We start from the raw sequence: 20,534 nt of genomic DNA on the forward strand, positions 1-20,534 counted from the left end.
TTTACTGGTAATTTGTACAATGAAAAAGATTGTCATAGCGTGTTCAGTGCTGCTTCTAACGGCTTGCGCTACGTTGCCGCCTAAAAATACCGATAATATTTGTTCTGTTTTTAAAGAAAAAGACGGCTGGTATGATCAAGCACAGCATGTTTTTCAACGCTGGGGCGTGCCGATTCCGGTACAAATGGCCATCATGCACCAAGAGTCACACTTTGTTGCTGATGCACAGCCACCGCGCCCTTGGTTATTAGGCTTTATTCCTTGGTTTAGACCAAGCAGCGCGTATGGCTATGCTCAAGCACTGGATGGCACTTGGGATCAATATCTTAAAAGCACCGCAAACTCAGGTGCCGATCGCGATGAGTTTGCCGATGCCAGCGATTTTATTGGCTGGTATTGTGATATAAGCGCCAACCGACTGGGTCTCTCCAAATGGGATGCCAAAAACTTATATCTGGCTTATCACGAAGGCCACGGTGGATTTCAACGTAAAAGCTATTTACGTAAGTTGTGGCTAATGCAGGTTGCCAATAAGGTCTCTAAACGGGCAAGCTTATTCCAGGGACAATTAACAGGTTGTGAAATGAATTAGCCGAAACAGCCGTTTTTTTTGATAAACTAGATGTTTTAATTCACACAAAGGCGAAAATCGTGAGAAAAATTCAAGTTAGACTTCTTTCAGTTATCACCGTTATTGTTATAGGACTTTCTATGTTTTCAATGGCTAATGCTGGCTCTCCCGAAGAAAATAAAGCGGCGGGCGCAGCTTATCTGGTAACCAATGCTAAAAAAGCGGGTATCGCGACTACCAGCAGTGGTTTGCAATATGAAGTAGTCACCAAAGGTATCGGCACTAAAAATCCAGCAGCAACCGATAAGGTCACTGTGCATTACAAAGGCACAACCATTAACGGTAAAGAGTTTGATAGCTCTTATGGCCGTGGTGAGCCGATTACTTTCGGTTTAAACCAAGTGATTCCAGGTTGGACTGAAGGCGTACAGCTAATGACCGAAGGCGCGAAATACCGTTTTTATATCCCCTCTGAGCTGGCTTATGGCGAAGCCGGTGCTGGCGGTGCTATCGGTGCAAATGAAACGTTGATTTTTGATGTGGAACTGATCAAAATCAATTAAATTGCTTTTTGGTAGAGACGCAGATTTTGCGTCTCTACGTTGTGCATAAATCAGACGGGTTAAAAGTATTCTATCTTTTTTTCTCGCGCTTAATTTACATTCGCGCTCTATTTTTTCTGGCTGGAAATCAACAAAACTTTCATTTTTCTCGAAAGCTGACTGGCTTTTGTGACCATTCCTTTATGCGCTAAGCGTCAAAACTACCACCATGTCCACCTACGAATTGTTCGCCAGCACGCCCAAAGCCATGGAAGACATCCTTGCCGATGAACTTAAATCACTTGGCGTAACCCATACCAAGGCTACGATAGCTGGGGTTGCTTTTCAAGGTGACCTTGAAATGGCTTATCGTGCCTGTTTATGGTCACGCACCGCCAACCGCATCTTATTAATTCTCAGCTCGTTCTCGGTCACCAGCCAGGATGACCTGTATAACGGCATCTACAAGATTAACTGGTCTGAGCATCTGGAACCCACCGGCACTTTTGCTGTTACCTTTAATGTTAAAAATTCGGAAGTGATCAACAACAGCCACTTTGGTGCGTTAAAAGTCAAGGACGCTGTTGTTGACCAAATGCGTAAAAAGTTTGAAATACGCCCCAGTATTGATACCGAACGTCCCAGCATCCGTATTAACGTACATTTACACGGCGAAAAAGCCCAGCTCAGCCTGGACTTATCCGGTGAAAGCTTGCACCGTCGTGGTTATCGCGATATCAGCATCAGCGCACCAATTAAAGAGAATCTGGCCGCCGCCATGTTGCTGCGCAGTGGCTGGCCAGATATTGCCAGACAAGGCGGCACGTTATTAGACCCGATGTGTGGCTCAGGTACATTATTGCTGGAAGGCGCAATGATGGCCGCCGATTTTGCTCCTGGCCTGCTGCGCGATTATTTTGGTTTTCTGGGCTGGAAAAAACACGATGCCGACTGTTGGCAAAGCTTAATCGCCGAAGCCGAGAAACGTAAATGGTTAGGCATGGCCAAAAAGATGCCGGTGATTGTCGGTTTTGACCAGGATCGCCAAACAGTGCATGCCGCGTTAGGCCATATTGACAATGCCCGATTACACAACAAAATCCATGTTGAGCGCCGCGATATTAACGATGCCAAACCGGCTGAAGCCTGGCAACCCGGTCTAGTAATCTGTAACCCGCCTTACGGCGAGCGTTTGGGCGATGAGCAGGAAACCGCCCAACTGTACACGCAATTTGGTGAGGTGTTAAAAACCCAATTTGTGGGCTGGAAAGCAGCATTGATCATCAGCAATCCTGAGTTGGGTTTCCGTTTAGGCATTCGTTCGCAAAAACCCATTACTCTGTACAACGGTGCGCTGGAATGTCGGTTGCTGCGCTTGAACATTGAAGAAAAATCATTTTTTATACCCAAGGCGCAAACCCAGGAAGAGCGGATTGAGCTGGCAACGGCAGGTGGGCCATTACCGCATCAAGAAGGCGCGGGCATTGGCGCTGAGATGTTTGCCAACCGGCTGAAAAAAAATCTCAAAAAATGGCGGCAGTGGGCCAAACAGAATAATATCCAATGTTATCGTGTGTACGATGCTGATTTACCGGAATATGCCGTGGCAGTCGATGTCTATCAAGGCGAACAAACCTGGATTAACGTGCAAGAATACGAACCGCCAAAAACTATCGATCAACATAAAGCCGATCAGCGTTTAGCGGGGGTGATGGCCGAAATTCCGGGTGTGTTTGGCGTGAGTCGGGACAATGTTTTCCTTAAGATTCGTCGTCGGCAACGCAAAACCGATCAGTACGAAAAATTCAGTGAGCTAGGCCGCTTTCATATTGTTGAAGAAGGCGGCTGTAAGCTACGGGTCAATTTTGAAGATTATCTGGATACCGGCTTATTTTTGGATCACCGACCCATTCGGATGCTGATTCAGCAGCAGGCCAAAGACAAACGCTTTCTAAATTTATTTGCTTACACCGGCAGTGCCACGGTCCATGCGGCTATGGGTGGCGCTAAGCAAACCACGACAGTAGATATGTCCAATACTTATGTCAATTGGGCCAAAGCCAATATGGCCTTGAATAATCAACTGGATGAAGACCAGCATCACTATATTCAAGCTGACTGTCTGGAATGGCTGGAAACGGAAGCGCGGCAAGTTTACAAAAAACGTTTTGACCTGATTTTTCTGGATCCGCCAACATTTTCCAATTCCAAACGTATGGAAGATGCCTTTGATATACAAGAAAATCATGTGGAACTAATTAACAAAGCACTGGCCTTACTAGCGGCTGACGGCGTGTTATATTTCTCCACCAATTTTCGGCGCTTTAAGTTTGATCAGGCAGCGTTTTCCGAGTACACAGTAAGTGATATCAGTGCAGGAACTATTCCTGCTGATTTTTCTCGTAATGCCAGGGTTCATTATTGTTGGAGCATAAAAAAATGACTCAACGGGCTAAAATTTTGGTTACTGGTCGCGTTCAGGGCGTGTATTTTAGATATTTCACTCAAAAAAAAGCCAGGCAATTGGGTGTGGTGGGTTCGGTTAGAAACCTACCGGACGGCAGTGTAGAAATTATTGGGCAAGCTAAAAGTGACGTGTTACAAAACTTGATAGACTGGAGCCATAAAGGGCCGATAACAGCGCGCGTGGACTGTATTGAAGTAGTGTCGTTAACCCTAGATGAAATGCTGGTTACCTTTGATATAACCGATTGATATTATATTTAATAAGACTCAATCCCTCTTTGCTTCACTGGCTAATTTATTCTCCCATACCATGCTACGATTACTTATACTCTATATTGCCATTGTTATTTTTTTGACACTCAACCCCTGGATATTGCCTAACTCGGATGTGGCAATAGGTTCTTTAACTTGGGATTTGTTTGCCCATGCTGGCGCTTACTGTGGCTTGTCAGTTATGTTGATGTTAACGTTTATTCGCAAAGGCAAAGCATTGACAATAACCGCACTGGTTATTTTGGCATGTGGGTTAAGCGGAGTTTTATTGGAATACTGCCAATATTGGCTTACCGAAACAAGGCAATTTTCCCTGTTTGATGCCCTCGCCAATTTTTCCGGTGTCATCCTTGGCGCGGCTGTGTTTTGGAGCATACGGACGTTTGCGTTTGTGGCAAAGCAACACCCAGTAAGCCGTTAAAAACGTAACTCTGTGCTCACAAAAAAGTAATCGGAATCTTTTTGTCCATTTGCAGGCAATCCGGCTGATGCTGGCAGACGATCAAAATAATCACCTTTAAACCAGTGTATATAACCTGCTTCGACAACTACGTTGCTTTTTAGTTTCCACGAGCCTACCAACTCGATATCGTGTCCTAAAAAACGCCCTGCACTGCCGGTTTTATCGCTTAATGGCTTAAAGTCATTGTTTAGATTTGATCCAACAAACGCATCTTTAGCTTGGGCAAGATACCAAACATGATGCTTGGCAAATAGTTTCAGATCATCCCGTGGTTGTAGCGTAAATCGTGTGCCGACAGATTCAATATTGGAGCGGAAAAATGGCCCGAAAATACCGGTTTCCATCATATCGGAGCGGCGTACGCCAAAAAGACGGTCAAAGGTATGGTTATTATTGCCATTAGGATTGTTAGTGCCGCTGGCATAATCGTATTCGGCATTAAATCTTGGAAACCAGGTCGTATTAAAGGTGTAACCCAGTTCCGCGTGCCCCATATAGGCGAACAAGTCTTTGCTATTGGTTTTACCTGTTTGGGCAGCGCCTTCAAATTCGTAATCAACCTTACCAAAATCCTGTTGTGTAAATGTGCTGGCTTTAGCAGGGCTTTGATAACCTCTTATGCCAAACGTTGAAAAGGTGCGGGTTTTAGCCGGATCTTTTTTATCGTTGATACCGTAATAATAAGCTTCGCCATTCAGCCACGACAATTGGCTGGTTTCAAAAACAGCGCCCCAAAACAATCGGCTATTACTGCTTTCATCCAGATGCGTGGGATCTATTTGTACCGGCGACGTTAAAAATGTCCGCACGCGCCAATCCTTATCGTTACCCATGACAAAGTGTGCGCCATCAAAGCTGTTAGTCGTATTACGATAACCATTACGGCCTACCAAACGCCCAGAGCCGACGTGCATGGTTATGCGGCCTATGTGAAAATCAGTCCGTAAGCCGATATTATTGATATTACGCAACGTAGCTGAGCCAAATAACTGTAAAACATCAAACTGGTTAGTCACGGTATTGGTATTGAAATCACGCGCACCCGCAAAATGGGTTCGTGAATCCTGTCCTTCAAACATCACCCAAAACGGCCCATGATTAACCCCGACATGAATCCGTGACTGCAAGGGTAATTGCACATCGGTATCGCTGGACTGGCCATTACGCCAAGGATGCGATACTGACTCAAAACGAGTGCGTTGGCTTAGGCTAAATTCCATCCATTCGGGCAAATTTAACGCTGCTTTAGCCAGCCGGTTCCATTTGATTTTAGACGCTGGAATGAGCGCCTCATCCGGTAGTTCTTTCCATTGTTTAGAATGATAGGCTTTATTTACCCGCGTACCCGCCTCATTCAAAAACTCTGGCGCGGCGACTATATTTGCTGAGTAGATTAAAAAAGCATTTATCTTAATGACGATCATTAATGCTCGTTTAAAAGTTGTCATAATGAACCTAAAAATTTGTTAAAAATCCTAGCTCAATGCCAGGACGAAATCTATGGCTAAAATTAACCCGTCATTGCGTGACAAACTTCAAACCAATCAACAACAATACCGACGCTAAAACAGGGCGTAAATAATGCTCGGGAATTTTTGCGCTTAAATGGCTGCCTATCCAGATGCCAGGTAGAGATCCAACCAATAAGCTGCCCAATAAATTAAGATCAACATTACCCAACATGAAATGACCCCAGCCGGCGATAGCTGTTAAGGGAATAGCATGGGCGAGATCAGTACCGATAATTTTCAAGGTGCTTTCGCGTGGAAAAAGAAACAATAAGGCAACGGTACCCAGTGCGCCCGCCCCTACCGACGATAAGGTAACCAGTATTCCTAAAACAGCACCGGTCAATATGGTGATGGGGATTTGCCAACGCGGTGAAAAACGTCCGGCATTCATCATGTTGCTGTAATCATCGTCAAGTTGCCCTAGCGCTTTGGATTTACGCAATAACACGGAACGAATCAACAATGAAGTTGCTGTTAATAACAGCGCAATACCCAAAGAGAAGGTAATTATTCCGGTGGTTTCCTTGCCGATTTCCATAAAATGTTTAATAACTAGCAAAGTTAAGATCGCCAAAGGCAGACTGCCTAAAGATAACCACGCGACAATCGGCCAGTCCACTGATCGATGCTTGCCATGATGCACCCAAACGCCAGCTGTTTTGGTAATCGCTGCATATAAAAGGTCGGTACCAACGGCAACAGTAGGCTTAAAACCGAATAAAAATACCAGCAAAGGTGTCATCAATGAACCCCCGCCGACGCCGGTGACGCCCACTATTAGCCCTACTCCAAAACCTGAAAGCGAATATATTAAATTCATTACATAAATCCCTAAAGTTCAAAATCAGGCATTAGTATAACCAGCAACGCATTTGTTATTTAATAATATGTTATGCTAACTTTATGCTATTTAGTCATAAAGAAACAATTAAACCCTTGCCCGGCTGAAAAATGAATTTAATCCAATTGCGTTATATCTGTGAAATAGTGCGGCAAAACTTGAGCATATCCCAGGCTTCTGAAGCATTGCACACCTCGCAATCGGGTATAAGCAGACAAATTCAATTATTGGAAGAAGAGCTTAAATTGCAGATATTTCAGCGAAAAGGCAAGCGACTGGTCGCTATTACCGAGCCTGGCCAACTTATTGTGGCGTTGTGCAAACGAACGTTAAATGAGCTTGAGAATATTAAACGGGTAGGGGAAGAATTCACCCAAAAAGACAAAGGCGCGTTGACGATTGCGACAACCCATACCCAGGCGCGGTATTTTCTGCCGGTTGCCGTTAAAAAATTTATGCACGCTTACCCTGATGTTGCGTTAACCATACATCAGGGCAACCCAACGCAAGTCGCTGAACAGGTGTTAAATGGTGAGGCGGATATAGGTATCGCTACCGAATCCATCAGCACTTATGAAAACTTGCTGTGCCTGCCTTGTTATCAATGGAACCGTTGTATCGTTACGCAGCAAGGCCATCCTTTGCTGGATGATGCCCCGCTCACTTTGGAAAAGCTGGTGCGTTATCCGCTGATAACCTACGATTTTGCCTTTACTGGGGGTTCGCTTGTTAAACAGGTATTCAATCAGGCCGGTCTTGAGCCCAATGTCGTGTTAACCGCTATTGATGCGGATGTGATTAAAACTTACGTGAACCTCGGTTTAGGTATCGGTTTGCTGGCAGCTATGGCATACAATCCTGAGCGCGATGCAAATTTGGCTATGCTGGATGCCAGTCATTTATTTCCTGCCAGCACGACCTATCTTGGTTTGCGCAAAGATGCTTTTTTACGCGATTACGTTTACGATTTCATCCATATTCTGGTACCAGAACTCAACCGTAGCGCAGTTATCTCCGCACTTAAAATGCGCTAAAAAAGAGCAAAGTAACAACAAATGCGGAATAATAAAGGGTGGGCAAAAAAACCTGTCCACCCTCTACCGTGATAGCTGCCAAACCACATTAAATGAATCATAACAATACCTTACAAATCGCTGATTTTCGTTTCGCGTATGGCGCGGGTTAATTCAGCCCGCTGTTTATCTAAAACCAGCCACTCGATTTCGCGGTGCAAATAATTTTCTTTATATTTTGAAGCTTCGGCGAGCAATTCTAATTCCTTGCGCTCAGCTTCCAGCTGCATTTCTTTAAGCTTGGTTTGATGCTGTATTTTTTCAGCTTCCAGACGTTCCTGAATTTTTTGTTTTTCGCGCTGATAGGTTTCTTGCTCGCGAATTTCTGCTGCCAATTCCTGGCTTTTTAAGCGCTCTTCCTGCTTAATTTTATCGGCTTGCAGTTGCTCCTTCGCCTGATGCCATTTGGTCTGCTGAATTTCAAACATTTTGATTTCCGCATCCAGCTCTTGCTCTTTTAACAGCGTATCGTGCTGTATTTTATTAGTGAGTAATTGCAATTCCAGCTCTTGTCGTTTTGGCTGCTGCGCCAACAATGATTGAATTTCTGTACTTTGCTCCAACTCGCGTAATTGCTTTTCGTGCGTTAGTTTTTGGGTATGTAACCGTGATTTTATTTCAAATTCTTCAACCAGCTGTTTTTCCTGCTCTTCTAATAAACGTCGAGCATTTTCAGCTTGCAATGCCAGCTGTTGACGCTGTATGTCGTCTTCTTGCTGCATTTTTTCCAGTTGTTTTTGCTTGTGTTGCAAACGTTGCGATTCCAGCTCTTCACTTTGCCTAAACAATTCTTGATTGTGCTTCTCGCGAAATTCAAAATTCTTTTTTAACACATTAAAATAAACGGTTTCCTGGGCAAATTTACCATCCAGCGCTTCATCGTCCGACAACTCTTCAAACAACGGCTTTAAAGCACACGTAGTTCGGCATTGAATATGCCTTAGCAGTAAGGTTTCATTGATGAGATTTTCAATTTTTTTTTCAAGAGCGGCCAACCCCGTTAGCACCCAGTCACCGTCTTTAGTGCTACGCAATTCACCGTCGACAATATCGCGTATTAAACCTTCATAACTGCTTTTAATTTGTTGATTGATCTGTGCCAGCGATTCCATGTTGCGCTGGGCATAGTTAAACGTAGCCTGAAAATGGATATTCAGATACGTTTGCAGTGTACAAAAACCACTGTATAACGATGTTTCCATGGTTAATGGCCATTCCTCAACCTGTAAAGGATATACCGTGTGAAAAAAACGCGGGACAAACTTTTGCGGCCGCACATAAAGTCGGGTATAAGCGCCAAATTTAGACAGTACTATGCGGCGCTCGCCATCAAAACCTGGATCCCAAATTTCTGGCTCTGCGCTAGTAAACAGATCAAATTTTGCCTCGGTTAACCAAGCATCCAGCAATGAATTATCGCTGCTCATAAACTACCTCATTATTAGAAGGTTGGGTATATTCAGACGTAGCTTTGGAGTGCAGCTCTTCATTTTTTGACGCCAACTTTAACGCCTTTAATTTGGTACTCATTTTTTCGGCGATTAACGGATAAAGATTAGGCGCAAACTCCACTGAGCGCGAGTCAATTTTACGTAAAAAACCACGGCTTAATAGAAAACCAACAGCAAACATGCGTGACAAATCCGAGTAGCGCCTCGCACGTTCAATATCAGATTTTTCAATCACCATTTCCAGCTCATCGTTTTCATTGATTCTAAATTCGGTAAACTGCTTGATGCACTCAAAAACCAATTCCTGTTCGTCTTCATTAAGAGGCCCAGGTGCGGTAAACTCCATCCGGTACGATAACAAGAAAGTGAAAAAATCAACCATGCCTGCACATAAGAAGGCAAACAATGAAAAGTTATTCCACATAGCAAACGAAGGTGTCATCCCCTGAATAAACTGTGCATAAGGCATCAGCATGGGCGCTTGGGGCACAGTATATCCGCTATTAGCGGCAAGTTGATTGGACTTCAGCTGAATTTCTTGTAGCCCTATAACGACATCTTTATAGCTATTTTGCGCGTCACCATCCAGTTGGTTAAGATTGTTTTGCAGTTTACGGATCTCTTCATCCATTGACTGGAAACCTTGCTCCATCTGTTTGACATGCTCTTGTTTTGCTTTGTGAATTTGGTTGTAATGCCGCCAAAATTTCCCGGTGCCTACTACATTTCGATATTCAGGTGAAACCTGTGGATGGGTGCCAAAATAAGCTTGAGACTCCTGCTCTGCTGCTTTATTTAACTCGAGTTGCTCTTGTTTTAATAAACCACTTTTAGCGGCTAAAACAGAAACCAGGTAATCATTAACGTCTTTTTGAACGCCTTTTAGCCGGGTAATATGTATGCTTTCGCTTTCTGATACTTCGTAAAACTTAAAATACGAAAAGGTAATAGAGGCCGTGATTGCTACCAACAAGGATAGAAGCACACTTAAAAAACGCACCCGATTGGCTTTCCAGTGTATGCCGGCAATTTCAAGTGAGCAAATGACGATAATGGATTGGATTGCAATCGTAATAATTAAGGCAATCCAGGGAGTAATAAAATACGACATACCATAAAAAGTCGTAAATCCCGACGCGACGCTGAGCATCAATACAATGGGAATAGACCATATTCTTAACATGCCGACAAAAAGTGTTTGGGCACGGTTAATTAAACTACCCAGCCCCTTACTGCTATTTTTTAGATCGCTATTAGTTTCCATCGTTGCAATGTTGTTATAATTTTTAGCGACACATCGGTATAAAACCCATGAAGAGTTATACAAATGCAATGAGTTACATAAAAATCCAGTCTATTGGATAACTGAAAAAAATGCAATTGAGACTCTAACAGATTTACTTTATAAGTGCTGTAAAGTTCTCGTTCAGCCTTGATAATTGCCTGAGGAAGGAAAGGAAAATGTATGACAAAGTTGGGCTACCCACTTAAAACGGGGCAGTTAAAAAAAGCCGTTCGTGGTGAGCCATTCGACAAGCTCATAAGAACCTTGTCGAACCATGAATAACAAACCCTTCGACAAGGGCGAACGGATATCCCGTCTTAAGTTGATAGGGGATTTAAAGCGTAACTGCTCTACTCAAGGCATAATCCAGCGCACCCAGCAAAGCAACGTCCGCTTCCATGCACACTTTAACCGACAGGCGTTGTAATATTTGCCTACAACGGCCTTTGGCAAGAAAGCTATCCATAAAATACCCCGCTTTTAACACAGGCAGTATCTTTGCGGCAATGCCGCCCGCCAAATACACCCCAGCATAAGGCAAGCATTTAAGTGCCAAATTTCCAGCTTCTGCGCCATAAAGCCGACAAAATAAACGCAACGCTTCTACGCACAGGGCATCACTACCTGCTACGCCGATTTTACCGATAACTGCGGCAGCATCCTGTTCCAGCAATTGTGTTTCGATGTCCACATCGGCGACCGCATAACCTGATTGCTCAAGAAAGCGGTAAATATTGACTAAACCTTCACCAGAAACCAGTCGTTCATAACTGACGTGATCGGGGTATTTTGCCAACATGAAGGTCAGCAGGGCAATTTCCTGTGCATTACGCGGCGCAAAATCGCTATGGCCACCTTCACTTGCAATAATGTGATGTTTAGTGCCGCCCCAAGCCATAATGGCTTCGCCCAAACCTGTACCAGCAGCAATAACCGCATGATTACCGTGCAATACTTCGGCATTTGGATTTAATTCAACAAACTGATGTTCGGGCAACGCCAGTAAACCCCAAGCACTGGCTTCCAAATCATTGATCAAAAGCACCTTTTGCGCTCGGGTGCATTGGCCAATTTCGGATCGATTTAGTAGCCACGGCAGATTAGTAGCATGGCAATCGCCATTGACAATCGGGCCTGCTACACCGATAGAAACAACACTGACTTGCGGATGATTGGCGTTAGCTAAAAATAAGCCTAGCAATTCATTGAAGGTTGCAAAATCTGCACTGGCGTAACGTTGTTTTTTAACGCACACATAGCCATTTTCTCCAGCGCTAAATAACGCTAAAATGGTTTTTGTACCGCCGACATCGCCCGCCAGTATCATCAATTGCTGGTATAGTGTTTAAAAACTTCAGTGTGTTTTTTACTGTCAAAGCTGATCACATCATAAGCATCTTTTTTGTCGCCCATTTCCATACCCGGAGTGCCTACAGGCATGCCCGGCACAGCTAAACCCACATCCTTTGGTTTGGTTTTCAGTAAAGCGATGATATCTTCTGCGGGCACATGGCCTTCAATCACATGGCCATCAACAATAGCCGTGTGACAAGAAGCCAGCTCTGGTGTAACACCGTGCTTATTTTTTATGGCCTGTACGTCTTCGGTGACAATATCCTGAACATTGAAATTATTTTGTTTCATGTGCTCCACCCATTTACCACAACAAGAGCAACTCGGACTTCTGTAAACAACAATATCAGTGGGTTTAACGGTATTTTCTGCCCATACGCCTGCATTAATCAGGGATAGGCTTGACATCATTAACAACTGTAATTTGTGCATCGTAAAATCCTCTTTTAATCAACGTTACGACTGATGATATACCCTGCTGTACTCATGCACAGCATCGACCATCACTTTGACATGCTCAGGGTTCATGTCCGGCAAAATGCCATGTCCTAAATTAAACACATGGCCGCTTCCAGAACCGTAACCCTGCAAAATGGTTTTAACCTTTTCAATAATATCATCTGGTTGCGCATACAGGAAGACCGGATCCATATTGCCTTGCAAGGCCACGCGATTGCCTACGCGTGCTCTGGCTTTGTGGATATCGGTTTGCCAATCCAGACCCAGTGCATCATAACCCGCATCTGCCATATCTTCCAACCATAAGCCCCCACCTTTGGTAAACAATATAGTCGGTATCTGTTGGCCATCATGCGATGTTTTCAGCAAGGAACGCACTTGTTTGGCGTAATATAAAGAGAACTGCGCGTAGTCTTCCGAAGTCAATACACCGCCCCAGGTATCGAACAACATAACCACCTGAGCGCCTGCTTCAATCTGTGCGTTAAGATAGGCAGCTACCGATTGTGCCAGCTTATCGAGCATAATATGAGCGACAGCGGGTTGTTCGTAGATTAAACCTTTAACCAAACGAAAAGTTTTGCTACTGCCACCTTCCACCATGTAAGTCGCCAACGTCCAGGGACTGCCAGAAAAACCAATTAACGGCACACTACCGTTTAAAGTCTTTCTGATTAAGCGCACGGCATCCATCACATAACGCAGCTCAACTTCAGGATCGGGAATGGGCAATCTATGCACGTCAGCGACAGTTCTGACTGGCTTGCCAAACTTGGGGCCTTCGCCTTCGGTAAAACATAACTCAAGCCCCATTGCATCGGGAATGGTCAAAATATCGGAAAACAGAATGGCGGCATCAAAATCAAAGCGCCGTAATGGCTGCATGGTGACTTCACAGGCGAGCTCAGGATTGGTACATAAATTCAAAAAACTACCGGCCTGTTCCCTGGCTTTTCTGTATTCGGGCAAATACCGCCCTGCCTGACGCATCATCCACACTGGCGTTTGTTCAACAGGTTGTTTTAATAGCGCTCTAATAAAGGTATCGTTTTTTAATTCGGTCATTTTTTGCAAATCCTTTACTGTCTGCCGTATTGTTTAAGTGTTTGTTCCAACAGTGCGCGCTCAACACCTGTCGGCAATGTGGCCACACCAATTTTTTCTAACAGGATTAGACGGATCAAGCCATCGACATTTTTTTTATCAACTGCCATCAGTGCCAAAAACTGTTCGCAGTCCATTTGTGCAGGCGGAAGCACCGGCAATTTTGCCCGTTTGAACAAGGTAATAATCCGTTCTACATCCGCATCGTTCAACCAGCCTTTTCTTCTGGATAAATCTGCCGCTTGACACGTACCAATAGCTACAGCTTCGCCATGTAAATATTCGTTGTAACCGGTTCCGGTTTCAATGGCATGGCCAAAGGTATGACCCAGATTAAGCGTGGCGCGCACCCCGGTTTCTGTTTCATCTTCAGCAACTATTTGGGCTTTATTAAGACAGGATTGCTCGATAGCGTAAGCCAAAGCAGATTTATCTCTGGCTAATAACGCATCCATGTTATTTTCCAGCCAGACAAAAAATTCGACATCTCTTATCAGACCGTATTTAATAACTTCGGCAAGTCCTGCCGATAACTGACGGTCATCCAAGGTATCCAGGACATCGGCATCGGCAATCACACATTGCGGCTGATAAAAAGCGCCGATCATGTTTTTGCCTAAAGGATGGTTTACGCCGGTTTTGCCACCTACGGAAGAATCCACTTGCGCCAACAACGTAGTAGGAATTTGCAAGAAAGCAATGCCACGCTGATAACAAGCCGCTGCAAAGCCGCCCATATCACCGACAACACCGCCACCCAAAGCAATTAAAGTAGCATTACGGCTAAATTTGGCGGCAAGCAGGCTATCAAAAATTTTGGCGACGTGTTCCAGTGTTTTAAAGGCTTCGCCATCAGGCAAGATAACCGTTTCAACACGGTAGTCTTGTAATTGATTTAATACTTTATTCAAATACAAATCAGCGACAGTTTTGTTGCTAACCACAAGGACTTGCGTGGATTTAATATGTTGGCGATAAACATCAGGTTGATTTAATACACCAGAACCAATATAAATAGGGTAGCTACGCTCGCCCAGCTCTACTGTTAATTTTTTCATAGTTTAACCAACAGCGGCGCGATATTCTTCCAAAATGCGAATCACTACCGCCTTGCTAGGCAAGGTTCCCGTATCAATTGTAAAATCAGCACAGGATAAATAATGCGGTTCGCGTTGCTTGTGCAACCCTTCCAGTCGATCTCTGGGGTTTTCGGTTTGCAATAACGGTCTTTGGGTATCCCGACGGGTGCGCTCTAAAATACGATCTATCGGACACTGCAAATACACCACAAAGCCATTTTGCTTCAGCATATTGCGATTTTGCTCGCGCAACACAGTACCGCCGCCTGTCGCCAGTATAATACCGTTCAGTTGCGTCAGTTGCTGCACCATTTTTTGTTCGCGCTCACGAAAACCTTCTTCGCCTTCAAATTCAAAAATAGTCGGAATATCCACGCCGGTACTTTCTTCAATGGCTTTATCGGTATCGTAAAAAGGCAATTTAACAGATTTCGCTAACTGGCGACCTATGGTCGTTTTCCCTGTTCCCATAAGCCCTATTAAATATATATTTTCTCGTCGCACTATAGGTATTTTCTCGAAAATTTAGCATTAAAAAAGGGGGCATTATGCCCCCTTTTTGTCGCAAGTAGAAGCGTTCAATCCTTTATTGTATTATCCGTGATAATTTTTGGGGTTATAAAAATTAATAGTTCGGTTTTATTATCTATCTTTTTTGTTTTCTTAAACAAAAAGCCAACGCCTGGTAAATCAGCAAAAAATGGCACTTTGTTAGTAGTGTTAAGCTGGGTACCTTCAAAAACTCCACCCAAAACTACCGTTTCTCCATCCATTACATGAACATTAGTGGTAATTTGCCGCGTATCAATACCGATCCCATCGGGTGTAGATTGCCCTGGCGAATCCTTAGTGATCTTTAATTGCATCACTACACTGCCACTAGGCGTAATCTGTGGCAATACATCCAATTGCAAAGCCGCATCAACCAACTGCGTTTGGGTACCATTTTGACTGACAGTTTGATAAGGAATCTGCACACCCTGTTTAATAGTCGCCTGACAGCGGTCAGAAGTCATAACACGAGGATTAGATACCAATTCGCCTAAACCTTGGTCTTGTAAAGCAGATAACTCCAGGTTTAACACGTAGTCTGCCCCTTTAACCAAAGTTAATGCCAAAGCACCGCCACTGCCTGCGCCTACTGCCGCGCCCAAATCCACCAACATATCCTGATAGTCAATTTTTGCAGGCTCACCTGATCTCGTTTCAGTTCTCTTGCCGTTTTCATCAATATCTAAGGTTCCAGTCGTGTTTTCCGGCGTGCCTCTTGTGCCTCTGCCACCAACGCCAAAGCCAGTAGAACCGTCATTACCTAGTGCTACAGTACCAAACTTAACGCCCAACTCTTTGGCAAAACTATTGCTTGCAATTACAATCCTAGATTCAATCATAACTTGACGCACTGGCACATCCAGCTTACGTATTAACTTTTTGGCATCTTCCAGACGTTTTGAAGTTTCTCTTATAATTAAAGTGTTAGTTCTGGCATCCACTACCGCAGAGCCACGCGATGACAAAATTCTAAACTGCTCATTCTGGGCGCTCTGAGGATTTTGTCCTTGCCCAGAATTACCACTCCCTTGTTGATTTTGCATCCCCAGCATCCCAATAGCAGGAGGGCTAATTGAGCTAGAACTGGAGCCGCCGCCACCGCCGGATGACTTGCCCGCGCCACAGCTGCCGAACGCACCGGTATCCATTCCATTTAACAAATTACGAAAATTCTCGGCTCTGGCATAATTGATTTTAATGTACTCGGTAATTAAAGGGTCTAACTGCTCAACAATTTGCTCAGTCTCTTTTTGTTTTTCTTTGTATTCCTTAATTTTTCCGATAGGCGCTATTAAAGTTACATTACCGGTTTCAAACTTTTCCAGGGCTTTGGTCATCATAATAAAGTCCAAAGCTTCATCCCAAGGCACATCATCCAGTTTTAAGGTAATAGTACCGACAACTTCATCACCGGCCACTACATTTTGTCCGGTAAATTCCGCCAAAATGGCAATCACGCTGCGGATATCAATATCCTGAAAATTTAATGATAACCGGTCACCGGTATATTTTACCCGCTTGCTATCCAATACTTCTTTTTCAGCATTGGTTAACGGCCTAAACTCAATGGTCAGCAAACCATCAGACTGGAACAACGAATAATCATATAAATTATTTTGCAAGGACACCGTCACTGTCGTTTCACGACTGGACATATTGGCATCAATATATTTAACCGGTGTAGCAAATTCGGAAACATCCAGACGTTTAGCCAAATTTTCAGGCAAACGGGTGTTAACAAAACTCACTACCACTTTGCCGCCTTCTTCCCGGCTATTCACAATAGTATTAGGGTTTGCCAGCGACACCAGAATTCTGCCTTCACCGTTATCACCGCGTTTAAAATCAAAACCATTAATCGCCTGTTCGGGCATTAAAGCATTAATCGAAGATGTGCTATTTCTTCCAGAAGAATGCGAGCCGGATAAACTCGATGAAACAGCACCAGAACCATTCAAGGTGACTAAAATCTTATTGCCTTCAACGGTGGTCTCAAACGGGGTTGCTTCCATCATATTAACAACAATACGAATTCTATCCGCTGCCTCTGCGACATAGACATTGGTTACCGATCCCTGGTTTATCGGGTACATTTTTTTTGCCAGCGCACTTTTAACACCGATCAAATCTATCGCTATTCTGGCCGGATTATCGGTATGAAATACCTTGGGCGTAACCGCGGGACCATTTAACTCCAGCTGTATTTGTAACTTGCCTCCTGACACCGTTGCCACATCAATATTGGAAATAGCAAGCTCATTCGCAGCAACCGATGCCATCTGGAACAACAATAGAAAGGCAATACAGCAATGTACTCTTAAAAAACGCCACGTCATGTTTACCATTGTGCCACCTTGTTTATTCTCCATTTTCAATCCTCAAAATTACTCAGCTAAGGCTAATGAAGCCTGCTGTTCACGCCAAGTTCCAGGCTTATCAGATACTATTTCCATAACTTCAATTTTGTCGTTGACAATACGGATAATTTTTCCAAAGTTTTTGCCTAGATAATTACCGACTTGAACCCGATGAATCGTGTTATCGCTGGCTTTAATCAAGCCCCATAAATTTGCATTTTTAACCACAGTGCCCACCATTTTTAAACCGTCTAAAGGATAGGCTTCCAGTTCTTCTTTACGGCGCGTGGTATCGGGCTTTATGCCGTTACTTTTATAAACTTCAACCTCTTCTTCTTCAGGCTGTTGCAACGGCTGAAAAGGGTCTCGCAAACCTTCGGGTTTAAAAATAAAAGGTTCAACAACTTTAATTTCTGGCAATTGTTCAATAGGGCCTTTAGGTCTGGCTTTCACTTCTGCTATATAACGATCTAAGTCAGAAAAATCGTCATCGCCACAACCTGTTAATAAAATGAGGCACACAATCCAACCCAGTCGCAGTGACGGCGCGGTAATATTCTCTAACATCGGCTATCCTCGCTTCCTGTTGACAGTCTTGGCACCGGGCTTAACACTCATATCATTACTGCCTTCGTTATAGGTTTTTACCGTAGCGTTCATCAGGATAATATTGTCTTTGCCCTCTTTACCGCCTTTACCTTGAGGCATCATATTGACATCATGAACCGTGACAATACGCGGTAACGATGCCAAGCCACTGACAAATAAACCCAGCTCTTCATATTTTCCAGTCACTTGAATATTAATGGGCAACTCTGAATAAAACTCTTGCCTCACCGGCCCGCTTGGCTTAAATAATTTAAATTCCAAGCCACTGGCCAAGCCGGTTTGTGAAATGTCGATTAACAAACTGGCCACCTCTTCTTCGGTCGGCATTTGCCTAACCATAACCTCCAAAGAGGATTCAATATCGCTAAGCTGTTTTTGATAATCCTTGAGATTAACGGCTTTTTTCTGTTTTAATTCAAAAGTAGCCTTTAATTCTTGCTCTTTTTTCTTGACGACATCAAGGCTGTCTAACTGATCCAGGGTATCCCAATAGATACCTCCCAGCGCCACCACGGCACACAGAATTAATGTGGCTGCGACCTTAACTGGAAATGGCCATGTTCCAGCCGCATTGATATCCCAATTTATTTCCGATAGGTTCATTTGCCACCCTCAGTTTTAGTCTTGTTTGCGCCTAAAATCGCATGCAATACAAAATCACTTAATTGTTCGCCGTTTTCGGCCTTGGGCACTTGTATAACATCCAGCCTTGGCGCATCTAGCCACGGCGATACATCAATAGCCCGCATAAACGCAGAAACCCGGGCATTAGATTGTGACTTACCTTCAAAAATTAACGATGAACCCACTTGACTAAACTTGCTCAAAAACACACCATCTGGAGTTGCCTTAGGAATTTCATCAAATAAATGCACAATTTCCGGACGACTCGCCTGGAGCTTATGGATCAAATCTATCTTTGCCAGCAACTTGCTCTTTTTTTCTTCAATGGTTCTGATTTCAACAATTTTTTTCTCAAGCCAAACGGTTTCGTTTTCCAATAACTTATTTCTTTGTATCTGGTAAGCTTTTAGGCTTTCGATATAGCTATGAACGGCTCCCATAACAATTAATGTGAGTAGAGCCGCCAAACCCATTGAAGTAAAAAAATCCTTTTTTCGCTTCTTCCGTAACTCGTCGCGCCAGGGCAGTAAATTGATTTTTGCCATCAGTCAAAACTCCTTAATGCTAATCCACAGGCCAGCATCATCGCCGGTGCATCATTACTCAAGGTTTGCGGCTTTACTTTAGAAGACAAGGTCATATCGATAAACGGATTAGCGATATACGCATTCACCCCTAAACTTTGCGATACCATTTTTTCAATACCGGGTATAGCCGCACAACCTCCCGATAAAATAATGCTATCTATATTTTTATTGGCACTTGACGAAACAAAAAACTGTAACGAGCGTGCAATTTGCTGAACAACCGCACGTTTAAACGGCTCCAGAACATCAACAATATAATTGTCCGGCAAGCCGCCATGTTTTTTGGCCAAACCGGCTTCTTCGCAAGATAGCCCATAGCGGCGCTGAATTTCTTCAGTCAATTGTTTGCCACCAAATACTTGTTCACGGGTGTAAACGGTACGGCCTTCATGCAGTACATTTAAGGTAGATAGTGTCGCACCGATATCAGCAATGGCAATAGTTTGCCCTGCCATTGAATTACGCAATTGATCAGCCAGCAAACTAAACGCATTTTCCATAGCAAAAGCTTCCACATCAACAACCCTGGCTTTTAGTCCAGCTTTGCTCAGCGCTTCAACACGGTCATCCACATTGTCTTTTCTAGAAGCCGCTAAGATAACGTTTACCATATCCGGATTTTGTTCATTAATGCCTTGAATCTCAAAATCCAGACTGACCTCATCCAAAGCGTAAGGCACATACTGATCAGCCTCGATCATAATCTGCTCTTCCACTTCGTCATCAGTCAACGCTTTAGGCATAGTGATTATTTTGGTCATGACCGCAGCACCAGAAACAGCAACCGATGCGTATTTCAGTTTTGTTCCCGACTGTTTGACCGCCACTTTTATAGCATCAGCAATCACATCGGTGCTCACCATGTTTTTATCAACAATCGCCGATTGCAACAAGGGGGCAACTGCATAGCTTTCAACTTTATAACGGGTGCCGGATTTACTTAGCTCCAGTAACTTTACAGCTACCGTACTGATATCAAGCCCAAGTACTGCCCCCTGCTTACGTCCAAACCACTTCATGCGATACCCTTAAAACGTGATAATTAATTGGCTAATGTGGAAAGATAGTCTTAAATTCGTATCAAAACAGTAATAAAAATTAGCAATCCAAAGTATAGTTGCGTTTTTTATTTTAAAAGTAAAAATCTTCAATTTATTTGTTTGTTACTCATGTTGCTCTATACTGCCTTTCAAACCAGATAAGTAAGTGTTTGTCCTGATAATAAATATTTTTTATTATTGACTGAATTTACGCGGCAAGCTTACGGGTTTTTAATTGTCTAAACTTACCCCGCAAGCCTTAGCGTAAAAAGCACCCTATTCCTGACAACGTAA

20 protein-coding genes are annotated in these 20,534 nt (G+C 43.7%); 6 read left to right on the forward strand and 14 right to left on the reverse strand.

The window, feature by feature from the left end; genetic code table 11:
- Window positions 1–19: 19 nt before the first annotated feature.
- From ACHZC4_RS00370 to ACHZC4_RS00390, 5 genes are all read left to right on the forward strand, one after another.
- Window positions 20–592: a hypothetical protein gene (locus tag ACHZC4_RS00370; RefSeq protein ID WP_394751746.1), complete on the forward strand. Its 573-nt coding sequence runs from the start codon at window positions 20–22 to the stop codon at window positions 590–592.
- Window positions 593–651: 59 nt separating this feature from the next.
- Window positions 652–1,134, forward strand: a complete 483-nt coding sequence (locus ACHZC4_RS00375; RefSeq protein WP_394751747.1) for an FKBP-type peptidyl-prolyl cis-trans isomerase — start codon at window positions 652–654, stop codon at window positions 1,132–1,134.
- 208 nt (window positions 1,135–1,342) lie between these two features.
- Window positions 1,343–3,556, forward strand: a complete 2,214-nt coding sequence (gene rlmKL / locus ACHZC4_RS00380) for a bifunctional 23S rRNA (guanine(2069)-N(7))-methyltransferase RlmK/23S rRNA (guanine(2445)-N(2))-methyltransferase RlmL (protein WP_394751748.1) — start codon at window positions 1,343–1,345, stop codon at window positions 3,554–3,556.
- On the forward strand, window positions 3,553–3,828 hold the full coding sequence (locus ACHZC4_RS00385) for an acylphosphatase (protein ID WP_394751749.1): 276 nt from the start codon (window positions 3,553–3,555) through the stop codon (window positions 3,826–3,828). Before rlmKL ends, ACHZC4_RS00385 begins: the two co-directional genes overlap by 4 nt.
- Window positions 3,829–3,889: 61 nt before the next feature.
- On the forward strand, window positions 3,890–4,273 hold the full coding sequence (locus tag ACHZC4_RS00390) for a VanZ family protein (RefSeq protein ID WP_394751750.1): 384 nt from the start codon (window positions 3,890–3,892) through the stop codon (window positions 4,271–4,273).
- Here ACHZC4_RS00390 and ACHZC4_RS00395 read toward each other — a convergent pair.
- A complete protein-coding gene (locus ACHZC4_RS00395; RefSeq protein WP_394751751.1) occupies window positions 4,270–5,763 on the reverse strand; it encodes an alginate export family protein in 1,494 nt (497 codons plus the stop codon). The genes ACHZC4_RS00390 and ACHZC4_RS00395 overlap by 4 nt on opposite strands.
- Before the next feature lie 70 nt (window positions 5,764–5,833).
- On the reverse strand, window positions 5,834–6,646 hold the full coding sequence (locus tag ACHZC4_RS00400) for a sulfite exporter TauE/SafE family protein (protein ID WP_394751752.1): 813 nt from the start codon (window positions 6,644–6,646) through the stop codon (window positions 5,834–5,836).
- 131 nt (window positions 6,647–6,777) lie between these two features.
- Here ACHZC4_RS00400 and ACHZC4_RS00405 point away from each other — a divergent pair, with 131 nt between their 5' ends.
- Window positions 6,778–7,701: a CysB family HTH-type transcriptional regulator gene (locus tag ACHZC4_RS00405; protein WP_394751753.1), complete on the forward strand. Its 924-nt coding sequence runs from the start codon at window positions 6,778–6,780 to the stop codon at window positions 7,699–7,701.
- 110 nt (window positions 7,702–7,811) lie between these two features.
- On the opposite strand, the gene ACHZC4_RS00410 is transcribed toward ACHZC4_RS00405, so the two are convergent.
- The 12 genes from ACHZC4_RS00410 to ACHZC4_RS00465 all read right to left on the reverse strand — a co-directional run bounded on the left by ACHZC4_RS00410 (window position 7,812) and on the right by ACHZC4_RS00465 (window position 20,219).
- Window positions 7,812–9,167, reverse strand: a complete 1,356-nt coding sequence (locus tag ACHZC4_RS00410; RefSeq protein ID WP_394751754.1) for a hypothetical protein — start codon at window positions 9,165–9,167, stop codon at window positions 7,812–7,814.
- Window positions 9,154–10,455 (reverse strand): hypothetical protein, encoded by a 1,302-nt coding sequence (locus tag ACHZC4_RS00415; RefSeq protein ID WP_394751755.1) that lies wholly within the window; start codon window positions 10,453–10,455, stop codon window positions 9,154–9,156. Before ACHZC4_RS00415 ends, ACHZC4_RS00410 begins: the two co-directional genes overlap by 14 nt.
- Window positions 10,456–10,810: 355 nt before the next feature.
- Window positions 10,811–11,803: a glucokinase gene (glk, locus tag ACHZC4_RS00420; RefSeq protein WP_394751757.1), complete on the reverse strand. Its 993-nt coding sequence runs from the start codon at window positions 11,801–11,803 to the stop codon at window positions 10,811–10,813.
- Window positions 11,803–12,261: a DUF411 domain-containing protein gene (locus tag ACHZC4_RS00425; RefSeq protein ID WP_394751758.1), complete on the reverse strand. Its 459-nt coding sequence runs from the start codon at window positions 12,259–12,261 to the stop codon at window positions 11,803–11,805. The genes glk and ACHZC4_RS00425 overlap by 1 nt, the downstream gene beginning before the upstream one ends.
- 24 nt (window positions 12,262–12,285) lie before the next feature.
- Window positions 12,286–13,353: a uroporphyrinogen decarboxylase gene (hemE, locus tag ACHZC4_RS00430; protein ID WP_394751759.1), complete on the reverse strand. Its 1,068-nt coding sequence runs from the start codon at window positions 13,351–13,353 to the stop codon at window positions 12,286–12,288.
- A 14-nt stretch (window positions 13,354–13,367) separates the two neighbouring features.
- Window positions 13,368–14,450: a 3-dehydroquinate synthase gene (gene aroB / locus ACHZC4_RS00435; RefSeq protein WP_394751760.1), complete on the reverse strand. Its 1,083-nt coding sequence runs from the start codon at window positions 14,448–14,450 to the stop codon at window positions 13,368–13,370.
- A 3-nt stretch (window positions 14,451–14,453) separates the two neighbouring features.
- On the reverse strand, window positions 14,454–14,978 hold the full coding sequence (aroK, locus tag ACHZC4_RS00440; protein WP_394751804.1) for a shikimate kinase AroK: 525 nt from the start codon (window positions 14,976–14,978) through the stop codon (window positions 14,454–14,456).
- Window positions 14,979–15,049: 71 nt separating this feature from the next.
- Window positions 15,050–17,392 (reverse strand): type IV pilus secretin PilQ, encoded by a 2,343-nt coding sequence (gene pilQ / locus ACHZC4_RS00445; protein ID WP_394751761.1) that lies wholly within the window; start codon window positions 17,390–17,392, stop codon window positions 15,050–15,052.
- Window positions 17,393–17,407: 15 nt separating this feature from the next.
- Entirely contained in the window at window positions 17,408–17,947 is a 540-nt protein-coding gene (locus ACHZC4_RS00450) for a pilus assembly protein PilP (RefSeq protein WP_394751763.1), read from the reverse strand.
- Window positions 17,948–17,950: 3 nt separating this feature from the next.
- Window positions 17,951–18,592: a type 4a pilus biogenesis protein PilO gene (locus tag ACHZC4_RS00455; protein WP_394751765.1), complete on the reverse strand. Its 642-nt coding sequence runs from the start codon at window positions 18,590–18,592 to the stop codon at window positions 17,951–17,953.
- The gene (locus tag ACHZC4_RS00460) at window positions 18,589–19,158 is read right to left on the reverse strand and encodes a PilN domain-containing protein (RefSeq protein ID WP_394751767.1); all 570 of its coding nucleotides are present in this window, start codon (window positions 19,156–19,158) and stop codon (window positions 18,589–18,591) included. Before ACHZC4_RS00460 ends, ACHZC4_RS00455 begins: the two co-directional genes overlap by 4 nt.
- Window positions 19,158–20,219 (reverse strand): pilus assembly protein PilM, encoded by a 1,062-nt coding sequence (locus ACHZC4_RS00465; protein WP_394751768.1) that lies wholly within the window; start codon window positions 20,217–20,219, stop codon window positions 19,158–19,160. The genes ACHZC4_RS00460 and ACHZC4_RS00465 overlap by 1 nt, the downstream gene beginning before the upstream one ends.
- Window positions 20,220–20,534 lie beyond the last annotated feature (315 nt).

Source organism: Crenothrix sp. (assembly GCF_043729335.1).
Lineage (GTDB): Bacteria > Pseudomonadota > Gammaproteobacteria > Methylococcales > Methylomonadaceae > Crenothrix.